17 protein-coding genes are annotated in these 15,441 nt (G+C 29.7%); 7 read left to right on the forward strand and 10 right to left on the reverse strand.

Annotated elements, in window-relative coordinates; all coding sequences use genetic code 11:
- Nucleotides 1-43: 43 nt before the first annotated feature.
- The 7 genes from selA to B5X81_RS27365 all read left to right on the forward strand — a co-directional run bounded on the left by selA (nucleotide 44) and on the right by B5X81_RS27365 (nucleotide 8,066).
- Nucleotides 44-1,453 (forward strand): L-seryl-tRNA(Sec) selenium transferase, encoded by a 1,410-nt coding sequence (gene selA, locus B5X81_RS09430; RefSeq protein WP_079491220.1) that lies wholly within the window; start codon nucleotides 44-46, stop codon nucleotides 1,451-1,453.
- A gap of 2 nt (nucleotides 1,454-1,455) precedes the next feature.
- Nucleotides 1,456-3,354 (forward strand): selenocysteine-specific translation elongation factor, encoded by a 1,899-nt coding sequence (selB, locus tag B5X81_RS09435; protein ID WP_079491222.1) that lies wholly within the window; start codon nucleotides 1,456-1,458, stop codon nucleotides 3,352-3,354.
- A gap of 55 nt (nucleotides 3,355-3,409) precedes the next feature.
- The gene (locus tag B5X81_RS09440; RefSeq protein ID WP_079491224.1) at nucleotides 3,410-4,099 is read left to right on the forward strand and encodes a response regulator transcription factor; all 690 of its coding nucleotides are present in this window, start codon (nucleotides 3,410-3,412) and stop codon (nucleotides 4,097-4,099) included.
- A 100-nt stretch (nucleotides 4,100-4,199) separates the two neighbouring features.
- A complete protein-coding gene (locus tag B5X81_RS09445) occupies nucleotides 4,200-5,513 on the forward strand; it encodes a sensor histidine kinase (protein ID WP_079491485.1) in 1,314 nt (437 codons plus the stop codon).
- Nucleotides 5,514-5,529: 16 nt separating this feature from the next.
- On the forward strand, nucleotides 5,530-6,411 hold the full coding sequence (locus B5X81_RS09450; protein WP_170917344.1) for a GerMN domain-containing protein: 882 nt from the start codon (nucleotides 5,530-5,532) through the stop codon (nucleotides 6,409-6,411).
- 83 nt (nucleotides 6,412-6,494) lie between these two features.
- Nucleotides 6,495-7,748, forward strand: a complete 1,254-nt coding sequence (locus tag B5X81_RS09455; RefSeq protein WP_079491227.1) for a nickel-dependent lactate racemase family protein — start codon at nucleotides 6,495-6,497, stop codon at nucleotides 7,746-7,748.
- Nucleotides 7,749-7,916: 168 nt separating this feature from the next.
- Nucleotides 7,917-8,066, forward strand: a complete 150-nt coding sequence (locus B5X81_RS27365; protein ID WP_170917345.1) for a hypothetical protein — start codon at nucleotides 7,917-7,919, stop codon at nucleotides 8,064-8,066.
- Between the two features lie 130 nt (nucleotides 8,067-8,196).
- Here the strand turns inward: B5X81_RS27365 and B5X81_RS09460 are convergent, their stop codons facing one another.
- From B5X81_RS09460 to feoB, 10 genes are all read right to left on the reverse strand, one after another.
- On the reverse strand, nucleotides 8,197-9,708 hold the full coding sequence (locus B5X81_RS09460; protein ID WP_208985027.1) for a complex I subunit 5 family protein: 1,512 nt from the start codon (nucleotides 9,706-9,708) through the stop codon (nucleotides 8,197-8,199).
- 79 nt (nucleotides 9,709-9,787) lie between these two features.
- Nucleotides 9,788-10,120 carry a sodium:proton antiporter gene (locus tag B5X81_RS09465; protein ID WP_079491230.1) on the reverse strand — a complete coding sequence of 111 codons (333 nt, stop codon included), beginning with the start codon at nucleotides 10,118-10,120 and terminating at the stop codon, nucleotides 9,788-9,790.
- 3 nt (nucleotides 10,121-10,123) lie between these two features.
- Nucleotides 10,124-10,531, reverse strand: coding sequence for an MnhB domain-containing protein (locus tag B5X81_RS09470; RefSeq protein ID WP_079491231.1), 408 nt, complete (start codon nucleotides 10,529-10,531; stop codon nucleotides 10,124-10,126).
- A 27-nt stretch (nucleotides 10,532-10,558) separates the two neighbouring features.
- A complete protein-coding gene (gene mbhE / locus B5X81_RS09475) occupies nucleotides 10,559-10,825 on the reverse strand; it encodes a hydrogen gas-evolving membrane-bound hydrogenase subunit E (protein WP_079491233.1) in 267 nt (88 codons plus the stop codon).
- Nucleotides 10,818-11,357: a Na(+)/H(+) antiporter subunit B gene (locus B5X81_RS09480; RefSeq protein ID WP_079491235.1), complete on the reverse strand. Its 540-nt coding sequence runs from the start codon at nucleotides 11,355-11,357 to the stop codon at nucleotides 10,818-10,820. Before B5X81_RS09480 ends, mbhE begins: the two co-directional genes overlap by 8 nt.
- Complete coding sequence (gene mnhG, locus B5X81_RS09485; RefSeq protein ID WP_079491236.1) at nucleotides 11,354-11,647, reverse strand: monovalent cation/H(+) antiporter subunit G; 294 nt, start codon at nucleotides 11,645-11,647, stop codon at nucleotides 11,354-11,356. Before mnhG ends, B5X81_RS09480 begins: the two co-directional genes overlap by 4 nt.
- Complete coding sequence (locus tag B5X81_RS09490) at nucleotides 11,644-11,886, reverse strand: monovalent cation/H+ antiporter complex subunit F (RefSeq protein WP_244282045.1); 243 nt, start codon at nucleotides 11,884-11,886, stop codon at nucleotides 11,644-11,646. The genes mnhG and B5X81_RS09490 overlap by 4 nt, the downstream gene beginning before the upstream one ends.
- 86 nt (nucleotides 11,887-11,972) lie before the next feature.
- Entirely contained in the window at nucleotides 11,973-12,458 is a 486-nt protein-coding gene (locus B5X81_RS09495; RefSeq protein ID WP_079491240.1) for a Na+/H+ antiporter subunit E, read from the reverse strand.
- Nucleotides 12,459-12,476: 18 nt separating this feature from the next.
- The gene (locus B5X81_RS09500; RefSeq protein WP_079491241.1) at nucleotides 12,477-12,827 is read right to left on the reverse strand and encodes a hypothetical protein; all 351 of its coding nucleotides are present in this window, start codon (nucleotides 12,825-12,827) and stop codon (nucleotides 12,477-12,479) included.
- Nucleotides 12,828-13,224: 397 nt separating this feature from the next.
- Entirely contained in the window at nucleotides 13,225-15,372 is a 2,148-nt protein-coding gene (gene feoB / locus B5X81_RS09505; protein WP_079491243.1) for a ferrous iron transport protein B, read from the reverse strand.
- Nucleotides 15,373-15,441 lie beyond the last annotated feature (69 nt).

Genomic DNA, 15,441 nt, shown 5'->3' on the forward strand with positions numbered 1-15,441 from the left:
TATCTATAAAAATTGATTTAGACTAATTATAGGGGTGAGAATTATGAATAAAAGGGACTTACTTATAAAACTACCAAAGGTGGATGACATATTAAATGATATAAGGATACAAGAGATAATGGAGAAATTTCCAAGAGTTACAGTAGTTGATGCAATTAGATGCAAAATTGATGAAACAAGAAAACTTATTTTAAATACAAGTAATGACAATCTTGACAAATTTGAAATAGACTTAAATATATTAGTTGATGATATAATAGGAGTTATTGAAAAAGAAAATCAAATGAAGCTTAGAAAAGTAATTAATGCGACAGGAGTAGTTTTGCATACAAACCTTGGCAGGGCATTAATTAGCGAAAAAGTTTTAAAGGATTTGTCAGAAGTGGCTAGTAATTATTCAACATTAGAATTTGATATTGATACTGGAAAAAGAGGATCGAGATATTCCCATGTAGAAGAAGTAATATGTAAACTAACTGGAGCAGAGTCAGCACTGGTAGTTAATAACAATGCAGCAGCGGTATTATTAGTATTAAATACAATTGCTAAGGATAAAGAGGTAATTGTTTCAAGGGGACAGTTGGTTGAAATAGGAGGTTCATTTAGAGTACCTGAAGTTATGCTACAGGGTGGTGCTATATTAAAAGAGGTTGGAACTACAAATAAAACCCATCTTTTTGATTATGAAAACAATATAAATGAAGAAACTGCTGCAATATTAAAAGTGCACACAAGCAATTATAAGGTATTAGGATTTTCAAAGGAAATAGAGATTGAGGAATTGTGTTTGTTAGCAAAAAAATTTGATATACCTGTTATTGAAGATATAGGAAGTGGTACATTAATAGATTTGTCAAAATATGGATTAACATATGAACCTACTGTATTAGAAAGTCTTTCGAAGGGAGCAGATATAGTTACTTTTAGTGGAGATAAGCTTTTAGGAGGGCCACAGGCAGGAGTTATTGTTGGCAAGAAGATATATATAGATAAGATGAAAAAAAATCAGCTCACAAGGGCTTTAAGAGTCGACAAAATGACTTTAATTGCCTTAGAAGCTACCCTTAGATTATATTTGGATGAAAATCAAGCTTTAAATAATATCCCTACTTTAAGAATGCTTACTATGGATAAAGAGAAAATTAGAGAAAAGGCTATGGTTTTATATGATAAAATAATAAAAGAGGTAAGTAAATTTATAGTAGAATTTACAGAGGGCTATTCTCAAGTAGGAGGAGGAGCAATGCCTCTAACTAATTTACCAACATTTTTAATTTCTCTTAAATCCAGTGATTTAAGTACAAAAAAAACAGAAGAGCTTTTAAGATATAATGATCCAGCTATAATTACTAGAATCAATGATGACAAAGTGTTATTAGATGTAAGAACAATAAAGGAAAATGATTTTGATATTATTGTAAAGGCTCTTAGAGCCATTGAAAACAGGAGGTAAATATGGGAAATATTATTATAGGAACTGCTGGTCATATAGATCATGGAAAGACTACATTAATAAAAGCTATTACTGGAATAGAGACTGATAGACTTAAAGAAGAAAAAAAAAGAGGAATAACTATAGAGTTAGGCTTTGCTTTTTTTGAACTTCCCAATGGAAAAAAAGCAGGAATTGTTGATGTTCCTGGTCATGAAAGATTTATAAAGAATATGCTTGCAGGGGTTAGTGGAATAGATCTGGTTTTATTGGTAATTGCTGCAGATGAAGGTATTATGCCTCAAACACAAGAGCATTTAGATATTTTATCAATGTTAGATATAGAGAAGGGAATTATTGTACTTACAAAATGTGATTTGGTTGATGATGAATGGATAAGTCTCGTAAAGGAAGATATAAGAGAGAAAGTAAAGGGAACATTTTTAGAAAATTCACCACTTGTTTCAGTATCATCTATGGAAGGTACTGGAATTGATGAGCTAAAGAAGTATATTGCTGAGTTAACCGAAGATATACCGGAAAAAAATGTTGCTGAACCATTAAGACTTCCAATAGACAGGGTATTTACAATTTCGGGATTTGGTACAATTGTAACAGGTACCTTAATTGAAGGGACTATACAGGAGAAGCAGTCACTTATGATATATCCAGAAGAGCTGGAAGTAAAGGTTAGAAATATTCAAGTTCATGGTAAATCTGTTGACAAGGCTTATGCAGGGCAAAGGGTGGCTTTAAATTTAACTGGGGTAAAGAAGGAAGATATATCTAGAGGAGATATTCTTGCAGCTGAAAATTCTATGAAAAATACAATGATTATAGATGTAAAATTGAACCTATTAAAGAACTCCAATAGAAAAATAGAACATTGGACAAGGCTAAGATTTTACCATGGAACAAAAGAGATTTTATGTAGAGTTGTTTTACTTGATAAAGATGAATTAAATCCTGGAGAAAGCTGCTATGCTCAATTACGTCTGGAGGAAGAAACTGCTTGTAAATATGGAGATAGATTTGTAGTGAGGTACTATTCTCCCCTAGAAACTATAGGGGGCGGAGTTATATTAGATCCAAATGCAATTAAACATAAAATGTCTAATGAAGATGTAATAAATGAACTAAAGGATAAAAGCGAGGGGAATAAAGAATTAATAATTGAAAGAGCTTTAAATAAATTCAGCAGCAAGTTTCCCGATATTAAGTTTATATCTATTCAAATTGGACTGTCTGAAAAGCTTGTAGAGAAAGCTTTCCAAGAATTTGTTAAGGAAAAAATAGCTGTAAAATTTTCTAACGGAACATATGTCCATAGAAATTTTATTGAAAGTAATGAAGAAGATTTAATAAGCTTTTTAACTGAGTTTCACACAAAAAATACTTTAAGACCTGGAGTGTCAAAGGAAGAAATAAGAAGTAGATTTTTTAATAATATTAAAGGAAAATTATTTGATGAAATAATGGAAGTATACTATAAGAATGATATTTTAAAAATTCTTGGTGATGTGGTGGCTTTGAAAGGGTTTGAAGTTGAGCTGTCAAAGAAACAAGCTGTTTTAAAGGAAAAAATAGAAAATTTATATAAAGAGAATGAGTTCAAACCCCCTTTACTAAAGGATGTTATTAATTCAATGAATATATCAAAACAGGATAAAAATATTATTGACTTTATGATAAATGTGAATATATTAGTTAAAATTAGTGATGATATTTTATTTCATGCACAGGCCTATAATAAAGCAAAGGAACTGCTTAAGAATTATTTATCAAAAAATAAGGAAATAACTTTAGCTGAGTATCGTGATCTTTTAAATACATCTAGAAAATATGTATTGCCGCTTTTAGAGCATTTTGATGCTATTAAACTTACTAAACGAATTGAAAATAAAAGAGTTTTGTATTGTTGAATATAGAATTACTTTTTAGGTATATAATAAATAGATGAATCGAGGTGATTATTTAATGTCGAAAAAGCTTTTAGTTGTAGATGATGAAGAGATTTTATTGAAAGGTTTAAAATATAGCTTAGAACAAGAAAAATATGAAATAGATACTGCTGTTGATGGAATAGAGGCATATGAAAAAGCCATTAACAATACTTATGATTTAATAGTTTTAGATTTAATGCTTCCTAAAATGAACGGATTAGAAGTATGCAAAAAAATAAGAGAACAGTCAATGGTTCCAATTATAATTTTAACTGCGAAGGGTGAAGATAGTAATAAAGTACTGGGACTGGAATACGGTGCAGACGATTATTTAACAAAACCCTTTAATATTTTAGAATTAAAGGCAAGAATAAAGGCAATTTTTAGAAGAGTTGATTTAAAAGAAAATTATGTACATACTAATATGTTAGAAATTGATGACTTTACTATTAATACCCTAGGAAGAAAGGTCAGCCTACATGGGGAAGAGATAAATTTAACAGCAAAGGAATTTGATTTGTTATTGTTACTGGCAACTAATCCAGGCAAAATCTATTCAAGAGAAGCTCTACTGGAAACAATATGGGGATACGAATATTTTGGAGATGTTAGAACTGTTGATGTTCATGTGAGAAGACTCAGAGAGAAGATAGAAACAAATTCCAGCCAACCTGAATATATTTTAACTAAATGGGGAGTTGGTTACTATTTTAGAAATAAATAAAAAATTTAAAGGATTGAGGTGGAAATTAGTTTCCACCTATTTATTATTGGTACTTCTAACAATTTTATTAATAAATTCCTTTATCAATGAATCTCTTAGAATGAATTATATCACCGAGAAGAAGATAAGTCTTCTTACCCAAAGCAATATTATTGCTGATAGGTTATCTTACTATATTAGGGAAATAAATAGTAAATATGTTAATGAAATTATTAGGGAAATAGTAAAGAGCTCCAGTATGGATATAAAATCCAGGGTAATGGTTTCGGATTTAGATGGAAATATTTTAGTTGATTCATATAATACATTAGAAGGGGATACACTAAATGAAGAAGAACTTTCTCTTGCTTTACTAGGAGAAAATGTGGCAAGACACCATTATTTAGAAGAATATGGTAAGGTTATGTATGTTGCTGTTCCAATAGTAAACAAAGGAAAGATTTTAGGAGCGGTTTTTATATCTTCTTCATTAGAAGATATATTTTTAAATATTAAAACCACAATGCGAAAATTTATGATATTGTCTTTTTTTGGTTTAATGATAACGGCTTTTATTAGTTTTATTTTTGCTGATATAATATCTAAACCAATAGAAAAATTAACTGAAGCAGTTAAGCAAATGGCAAGGGGGAAGTTTAATCAAAAAGTAGAGGTATATGGAAGTGATGAAATAAGCAATCTCGGAAGGGCCTTCAATCTAATGACAACAAAGCTTGAGCAGGTTGATAAACAAAGAAGAGAATTTGTGGGAAATGTTTCTCATGAGCTTAGAACACCCCTTAGCTCTATAAAAATATTATCAGAGACACTTATACATCAAGAAAGCACACCAGAAAAAATATATAAAGAATTTTTAAAGGATATTGATTCTGAAGTTGATAGATTAAATAAAATTATTGATAATCTATTATATTTAGTAGATCTAGAAAAGGAAAATATTCATTTAGATTATCAAATAACCTATGTTAATTATTTAATACAAAAAATAATAAGTAATTTAAAGCCATTGGCCGATAAGAAAAATATAACGTTAAATTTTGATGAGAAGGTTAAAATACAAGTTATGCTTGATAAATTTAAAGTTCAACAAAGCTTGATTAATATTATAGGAAATGCTATAAAATACACTCCTGAAAATGGAAGAGTTGATGTGGAATTATATACCCAGCAGGATAGTTTTGTTATTAAGGTTAAGGACAATGGAATAGGTATTCCAGAGGATGAATTACCCTTTATTTTTGATAGATTTTACAGAGTTGACAAAGCTAGAGCAAGAAAGACAGGAGGAACAGGCTTAGGTTTATCAATAACTCAGCAGCTTATTGCCCTACATCAAGGAGAAGTCAAAGTAGAAAGTACAGTAAATAAAGGGAGTACATTCTATATAATATTGCCACTAAGGTCAGCTGTTTAAATTAGGGGGTTATTTTTTGAAATCATTTTATAGATTGTATGTTTTTTTACTTATTTTTTGTGGGATAATTTTATTTGCAGTAACCTTTAGAGAGGATATTAGTATATCAGAAAATGTAAGACCAATTCCTCCAGTTCCTGAAGAAATAAAATCCACATTTAAATTATATTTTGTAAATGATAATAGTTTAGCAGTAGAAAATAGAGCTGTTACTACGAAAAATATGTCATTTGAAAAGGTTATAGTTGAAGAGCTAATTAATGGACCCAGAAACAAAACATTGGCTGCAACGATCCCAGAAGATACTAGATTGTTGTCAATAGAAACCATAGAAAATATATGTTATGTTAATTTTTCAAGTGAATATATTAAAAATAATAAATTGCGGGAATTAGGAGAACCCTTGGTAATATGGTCTCTTGTAAATTCCTTAACCCAGCTGGATTATATACAAAAAGTACAAATCTTAGTTGAAGGTGAGAAGATTGAGTTTTTGGATGATGAAGATTTACTGAATCAACCCTTTTCAAGAAACGAAGAATTGATACAAAAACGTAATGTTACTCATTTTACAATTGTAAAGGATTTCTTGGATAGTTTGCTTATGGAGAGGTATGATAGAGCCTATTCTATGTTAGACAAAGAAAGTAGAATGAGAATAGGATTTCAAGAATTTATAACTTTTATGTCGGAATATATTAAAGAGCTAAGAGGCTATGAAATAGTACTTTACAACACTCAAAAATATAGTGATAAGACGATTATTTTATTAAAATATTCAAAGGATAATACAAATGAGGAAATTGGGTTTTATCAAGCATGGAAGCTAATAGAAGTAAATGATGAAATTAAAATAGTTTTAGGAGATAAGGAGGATTATATTAATAGCTTGTATTAACATTAAGACTTAAAATTTATTAAGCATCAAAGTTGTTTATCTTTAATATAAAACTATTAGAACATTATTTATGGAGGAGATTAATGAAATATAAATTAAAATACGGTAAAGGTATAGTTGAATTTGAAATCAATGATCAAAACTTCATGGGGGAATTGTTACCAAAGGAAATTGAATGTGATTTAAAAAATGAGGAAGAAGTCGAAAGGGCTTTAAAGAATCCTATAGGAAAATCAAGGTTAAAGGATATTGTGAAAGAGAATGAAGAGATAGTAATAGTAACTAGTGATATAACAAGACCAATGCCAAGCTCTAGAGTACTCCCATCTGTGATAAGGGAATTGAAGAGGGGAAAGGCTAAAGAAGAAAATATTACTATAGTTTTGGCCCTTGGAAGTCATAGAGGCCACACTGAAGAAGAAAAAATAGATTTAGTAGGAAAGGAGATATATTATAGTAATATAAAAATATTAGACAGTAATATGAATGAATGTATAAATCTTGGTAAATGCAAAAACGGAACACCAGTAGATATATTTAGACCCGTTGCTAGGGCCGATAGAATAATATGCATGGGAAATATAGAATACCATTATTTTGCAGGCTATAGCGGAGGATCAAAGGCACTGATGCCTGGAGTGTCAAGTCATCAAGCAATACAGGCAAACCATTCTAATATGGTAAAAAAGGAAGCACATGCAGGAAATCTGGAGAATAATCCAGTAAGACAGGACATAGATCAAACTGGTGATTTTATAAAAATAGATTTTATAATAAATGTAGTATTAAACAGTAAAAAGGAAATAGTAAAGGCAGTGGCTGGGGATTACATAAAAGCCCATAGAGAAGGATGTAAATTTCTAGACAAAATGTATGGAATAGAAATAGAAGAAAAGGCTGATATAGTTATAGTATCTCCTGGTGGTTTCCCAAAGGATATAAATATATATCAATCACAAAAAGGATTGGATAATGCAAAGCATGCTGTTAGGGAAGGCGGTATAATAATATTTGTTGCTTCGGCAAAAGAAGGGTTTGGAGAAAAAACCTTTGAAAAATGGATGCTCAATAAAACACCTGAGGAAATGATTAAGGAAATAAAGGAAAACTTTAAACTTGGCGGTCACAAGGCAGCGGCAATAGCTATGATACTTCAAAAAGCACAGATATATATAGTATCGGATTTGGAAGATAAATTAATAGAAAAAATAAATTTTAAACCCTTTAAGACTATACAAGAGGCTGTTGATAGGGCATTAGAAGAGTTAGGGCCAAAGTCAAAAATAATGATAATGCCTGCAGCAGGATCAACATTACCTATATATAACCAACATTAAAACTAAATATAAATTTCATAGAAAATAATGAAGGTTTCTGCATTTTTTCTATGAAATTTATAATACTTTAGAGTTGGTTATATTTATATACAAAGATTAACATATTACTAAAGTTTGGAATAATATACTATTGAACCAAGACAAACTATAAAAGAGGAGGTATAGTTGATGTTTGGTTACTGTGGAGGCGGTTATCTAATTCCTTTTCTTTTTCTATTTGGCGGAGGATATTATGGTCCACGTCGATGTCGACGTCCAACCTATTATTCTAGATGCCGTAGACCTTGTCGCCCGTATAGATATAGAAGATACTGTTAAGTTATGTAAAAATGAAAGGCGTTGCAATCTGCAATTCCTTTCATTTTTAAGAATAAAAACTGGCAAATAAAATTTTTATTTTTAAAACTCTGAGATATAAATTAGCCCAATGATTTAAATTGATATATTATCATCTAATCCATAAAATCATTATAAAGATAAAGGTAATAAGAAGGAAATTTGTGCTTGCAAAGGAAATATTAACATGCCTAAAATATTTTATTATTCTGTAATCCTTTTCTATAATTTTTTTATAAATTATATATCCGATTGTCATAGTAAAAATATAGTTAATGAAATTTTTTATTTTAAATACCTGTATATAAGAAATATCTACTCCAAAGAATGCACTCATTATTGGTACATAGTATATTCCTAAGACTATACACATAATAGTAAGAGAAGCCATAGCTAGAGAAATATTTATATCTATGGGATTCTTCTTTTTAGATTTCCCAAAAAATATTTGTGAAAGCTTTATAAATGATATACTTGTACCCAGGTTTATAATAAATAGCATTATAGTTTTTAGGCTAGAATATTGGATACCGTATTTTATAATGGACTTGCTTACAAAACCATTAAATAAAGGTGCACCGGTTATAGATAGCATACCTACTATCATACAAAGGGATATAAAAGGCAGTTTCTTAAAAACACCTCTTATTTCTGTAATTTGCCTTACGCCATAGGTGTTTATTATTACTCCTGCTCCTAAGAATAGTAATGATTTAAACATGGCATGGTTAAAAATATGCATTAGACCTCCAATATAAATTTTGCTTTCTAAACTACTTATTCCCATTAACATTATACCGATTTGGGAAATAGTATGGAATGCAAGGATTTGTTTTATATCTTTTTGACTTAAGGCAAATACTACTCCACATAGGGCTGTGAAAAATCCCAGAAAGAAAAAGAAGTCTACTAAATTTGCTATTTTAAATATCACGTTTAATCTAATAAATGCATATAGTCCACTTTTTACCAAAAGTCCTGAAAGTAGTGCTGATATCGATGAGGGAGCAGCGCCATGGGCTCTTGGAAGCCAGTTGAAAACTGGAAAAAATGCTGATTTTACACCAATAGCAGACATAATAAAAATATAACCTAGCTTAATAAAGCTAGTATCTTTAATTGATGCTATCTTTTCAGCAATAATATCAATGTTTAAGGTTCCAGAAACATTATATATTAATATTAATCCTAGCAAATAAAAGAGCATTCCTGCGGTATTAAATAACAAGTAATAAAGACCTGCTCTGACAGAATGACCGTCCTTTTTATATAATATCAATATTGTTGATATTATAGTTATAATTTCTATAAAGACAAATAAATTAAAAAGATCATTTGTTTGAAGAAGGCCTAAGAAAGTACCTTCAAGAAACATTAGGAAAAAAAGAAACTTAAAATCTTTTTTTCTTTTGTCCCAGGAATAGATTAATATAACCCACCAGAGAAAGATGGATAGAAAAATAAATGCCATTGAAAGCTGGTCATTTTTGAGCGCTATTCCTATATTTTTATCCCAGTTACCTAAAGAAATTACTTGGGGTATACTTAATCCATGGTAAATATCATAGTACTTAAAAGCCAGTATGCTGATGCTCAATTGAGCAGGAAAAACTATATAGTTCATATATCTGTTATGTATTAAGTATATTATCATTGCTGCTACTATGGGGATGAATATTAAATATATAGGTATAAATGACATTTTATCCTTTCCTTTCAAGTAATTTTTCCCAGCTTAATGTTCCATAATAATGAAATATTTTTATACTGACCATTAAGGACAAGGCAGTGATAGAAGCCCCTATCACTATTGCAGTTATCATTAAAGCTTGGGGTAGAGGATCTACAATATTTTCCAGTGTACCGTCACTGATTATAGGAATACTTCCATTATTAATATTTCCAAAATTTAAAAAAAGAAGTATAACTGCTGTTTGAGTAATATTTAAACAAACTATTGACTTAATAATATTTCTACTGGTAACTAGACCATATATACCTATTAAAACAATAATAAATGAAAGTAATAGATTCATATGTTAGCTTTCTCCCTCCTTTATAAAAGTTGAAAAGATAGTAACAAAGCCTAGAGCAACCTTTATACCAATTAAAAAGTTTAATGTTATGAGGAAAGCCTTTTTAAAGTCTATAGATCCCTCAAGGGGTACAAAATTAGTGAAATAGGCATTACGTGTAAAGAAACTTAATGAAGAAATAATCAATATTAATATAAAAGATAATTTTTCAAGCTTTATAAGTGAATTTAAGTTGCTAATTTTCCTAGGATATATATAATTACTCGTTAATACTGCAGTTGCCAATATTGCTCCTCCCTGGAAACCTCCTCCAGGAGAGACATGGCCATTTATTATTATATAAAATCCAAATATGAGCATAAAGGGAAATAGTATCCTACCTATACAAATAAAAAGAGGTGATATTTTCATATTGCATACATCCTTTCAAATCAAAGTTTATATTATTTCATCATCCTTTTTAGATATAAATATTATTCCTGAAACAACAATAAGAAGAATACTAGCTTCAAATATAGAGTCAAAGAGTCTATAATCAAGATAAATTGCTGTTACAATATTATTAGAGCCAGTTTCTGAAATTGCGTTATTTATAAAATATTCTTTACTGGAATAGCTAATAAAATCTGAGATATCATATACTGATACATAAAAACAGACAAATAATGTGATGAGCATTAATAATAAAAGTATTTTTTTAATCATAGGTTTCATCCTCACTAACTTTTATAATTTCTATATTAGATATATCCTTAGTCATTTGCTCAAGTTTATTTATTAGAATAGTACTTTCCTTACCCTTTAGAATATATTTATCATCGGACTGGGATTTTTCTACTATTAAATCAACATTTCTACTTCTGAATACACCCTTTAAATTATCGGGCCCAATATTATATATACTAAGCTTTAAATTGTAATGGTTTGTAAAGTCTTGTAGTAAACTATATCCCAGTCCTATTTCACTTTCTAAAAAATTATCATTTGTATGATTGATAACTACAAATTCCTGCTGTTTCGATATAGATATAATAAAAATTAGAGGGATAATGGCACAGCCTATAGCCACTTCAGCAAGAGCCACATCCGGGGCCTTATTAAGATAATATAAAGCTGCGGTGATAAGGGAAAATAATGAAAAAAGTACAACTAGTCTTATATTATTTTTACTTTTTACGATAGTTATTGTAACAATTATGAGAATAATTTGTAGCATATTTTCAATTAAAAAATTCATTTTTTTACCTCTTTCTCAATAATAATTCCATTTAAATATGCTGATCTAGCAATAACATGGTTACTTATTGGTGTTGTAAAAATAACAAATAGCATAATCAAAGCAAGTCTTATAGAAAAGGCATTAAATCCGCTGTAAAAAATCAAAGCTATAAATGTAGTTATAGCTGCAACGGTATCAATTTTACTGCTGGTTAATAGTCTTGAATACATATTTGAAAAGCGGAATATACCGATTATTCCAAATACAATATAAATCCAGGATAAAACTAAAAGTACATTTCCTATCATTTTTCTCTACCTCCTGATAAAATTAGTCTTGAAAGTAGTGTGATTGTTAAAAAGCCTATAATTCCATAGGTAAAAGCAATATCCAGTAAAATCAATTTTTGCTTATATACTCCGTGTACAGATAATAGAAGCAAAATCTTTGCAGAAAAAAGATTAAATGCAAGTAATCTTTCCCATATAGTAGGTCCGATTATCATTCTAATTAGAGTAATAAACATAGCTGCGACTAGCAATAGCATAGTAATTTGAAGAAACATAATTTCACAATCCTTTCTTATGGGAAAAGTATAAAGTATAGTAATTAGAATTTCATTATTTGTATTTATTAGTCATCAATAAAGAATTTTTCAAATTTATTTTTTATTTCTGCTTCAATAGCTTTATCATCTATATTACAGGGTTGTAGTGATAAAACAGTGAGCCTATTATCATTGACATCCATTGTTAAAGTTCCAGGTGTTAGGGTTATTGAATTAGATATTATTGTAATTGCTAAAGGGTCGGTAATATCCAATTGAATCTCAACTATACGAGGTTCACAGTCTTTTTTTATTATACGCATTATATAGCTGAATGAAGATTTATATATTTCAAATATTAATTTAAAGAAATATTTTATTAAAATACTTATTTTTATTGTTTTAAAAACAAAGCCTTTATCAGTATAGAGAATTTTATATGATAATTTAGTAACTACAAAGCAGGCAATAATTCCAGCTACTATATTCAAATAACTGAAATCAAAAGTTAACAGTATCCAAAAGATGAAAAGCGTAATAAATAGTTTATAATTTGTCATAATATTTACCATTGAGTCCTCCTGAAGTTTTTATAGGATATCTTTTTTTCGAGATAATATTATTTTGAATTTATTATCGTGGTAGTATGTTTCAGCATCATCTATCATATTTGCAACTATATGAAGATTGCTGCTCTTATATATATTGCCCAATAAACCCCAATAAAGGCTTTCAATTTCCAGAGTTCTTTCCATGCTCAATATTTGATTAATCTCATATATTGTATCTTTGTTAAGAATTATTTTTTCACTTGATATCTCTATTTTAGTTTCATTTGCATGTTCATTGATTTTTATAGAAACATCCTTGGCTTCTTTTTCTAAAAGTAAAATTAAAAATTCACATATAATCCCATTAATTTTTTGTTTTTCTTTGTTCATATTTGATACCTCCTAAAAAGAATAATATTTTAAACAAAAAAGTTACCCCTAAAACAAAATATATATTATATTTACTAGCAACTTTTATGCCAATATAATCTTTAAAAGAGAGAATTTACTGATATTACTTAATATAATTTTTTGTTTAAAAAATATAAAAAACTAAAATTTATTGTGTATTATTCATATTATATATAAATGTTTTTTTTTAGAACACTAGAATAAGATTAGTTTGCAAAAACCTGTATCAAAATAAAACATATGTTTTATTTTGATACAGGTTTTACAATCTAAAGATGCTATATAGTAGCTTTAGATGTATGAAAAGCTTATATTTACTTTATTATTTTAGTCAAATGTTATATAGACAGTTGTTTTTCTTAATTATTCTCCTCTGCTATACTAAACCAAGCAGTCTTGCTCCTTGAGCAACGATAAAGCATACAACAATACCTGTGGCTGTTGGAATCAAGAAGGACACCCAGGTCCATTTCCAGCTTTGTGTTTCTTTGCGAATTGTCAAAAGTGTAGTACCACATGGCCAATGATTTAAAGAAAATAGCATCATGCAAACAGCAGTTAACCAAGTCCATCCGTTATCGATAAATAATTGTTTCATTTCTGTTAAGCTATTAAGTTCTAACATAGCTCCCTTAGACATATAACTCATAATTAGTATAGGAACCACAATCTCATTGGCAGGAAGACCTAATATAAAGGCCATCATAATATATCCATCTAATCCTATTAATCTACCAAAGGGATCTAAAAACTCCGCACAATGAGTAAGTATACTTACTCCTTCAATAGTTATATTAGCCATACCCCAGATAATAAAACCGGCAGGGGCAGCAACAACAATAGCACGACTCAGTACAAATAAGGTACGGTCAAATATAGAACGTACAATTATTCTACCTATTTGAGGTTTCCTATAGGGAGGTAATTCTAGAGTAAAGGAGGAAGGCAATCCTTTTAAAATTGTTTTTGATAATAATCTGGATATAAAAAGAGTGAGTATAACACCCAGCACAATAGCTGCTAATATGGATAATGTAGCTGCCAAAGAACTAAAGGAGCCGGCGGCAGATCCAATAAAAATACTGGCAAGGGCTATTAAGGTTGGGAAACGTCCATTACAGGGTACAAAATTATTAGTAATAGTTGCTATTAATCTTTCCCTTGGAGAATCAATAATTCTACATGCAATGATTCCTGCTGCATTACAGCCAAACCCCATACACATTGTTAATGCTTGCTTACCATGGGCACAAGCCTTTTTAAAGTAATTATCCAGATTAAAGGCAATTCGAGGAAGATAGCCTAGATCTTCCAATAAAGTAAACAATGGAAAGAAGATTGCCATTGGTGGAAGCATCACAGATATAACCCATGCCAATGTACGATATACCCCCAATACAAGAATACCATGAATCCAATCAGGGGTACCAAGCCAGTTGAAAAATAGAGTTAAATGACCTTCTATCCAGAACAATCCATTTGCCAGTAGAGCAGAAGGAATATTGGCACCTTCAATGGTAATCCAGAAAACAAGACCTAATAATGCAATCATAATGGGAATACCAAATAATCTTGAGGTTAAAACATTATCAATTTTACGGTCAATATGATTATGGGTTTTATTTTCTAAGGAAATTACATCTTTACTAATGTTTTCAGCAGTTTTAACAATATTAGAAACAATATGATCTCTTAGAACTTCTAATTCGATATCTTCCTTTTTCAACTCATGATGGGCAATAGACAGTTTTTTATTCAATAACATATCCTTTGATAAATCAAAATTGAGATATTCATTTATTGATTTTAGTAAACTACTGTCTCCATCGATCAAACGAAGAGAGGTCCACTTACTGTTGATTTTATTTCCCACTAAAACATTGATATGGGGATCAACTTCTTTTATGGCTTTATTAAGTACTTCACTATAATTTATTTGTCTTGGGTTAGTTTTGATTTTTCCATAAGCAACTTTTTCTATTTTATCCTTTAATTCATCCAGCCCTTTACCACTTCTTGCAATTGTTCCAACTACTGGTACCCCTAAAAGCTTCTCCAGTTTCTTTAGATCAATATTAATTTTTTTTCTCTTTGCTTCATCTATAAGATTTACACAAACTACTACTTTATCAGTTATTTCCATTATTTGAAGAACTAAGTTAAGATTTCTTTCTAAGCAAGTTGCATCGGTAACAACTACCGTTGCATGTGGATTCCCGAAGCAAATAAAATCTCTAGCCACTTGTTCTTCTACAGAATTAGCCAATAAAGAATATGTTCCTGGTAAATCAACTAATACATATTTTTTATCCATATGTGTGTATTTTCCTTGGGCATTGGTAACGGTTTTACCTGGCCAGTTTCCAGTATGTTGATTAAGTCCTGTAAGACTGTTAAATACAGTGCTTTTACCTGTGTTAGGATTACCTGCCAATGCAACAACAATATCGTCAGGTGATTCCAATTCAACCTCAAACATTTCATTTAAGGCTCCTATTCCAGTAGATTTATTTGTCAAACCCATTTTTATAACCCCCTAGTTAATTAAAGTTTTATGGTAATGACCGCTTTGGTCAATAAACGCCTTTAATCA

The sequence above is a fragment of the Maledivibacter halophilus genome (genome assembly GCF_900167445.1).
In the GTDB taxonomy this organism is placed as follows: domain Bacteria; phylum Bacillota; class Clostridia; order Peptostreptococcales; family Caminicellaceae; genus Maledivibacter; species Maledivibacter halophilus.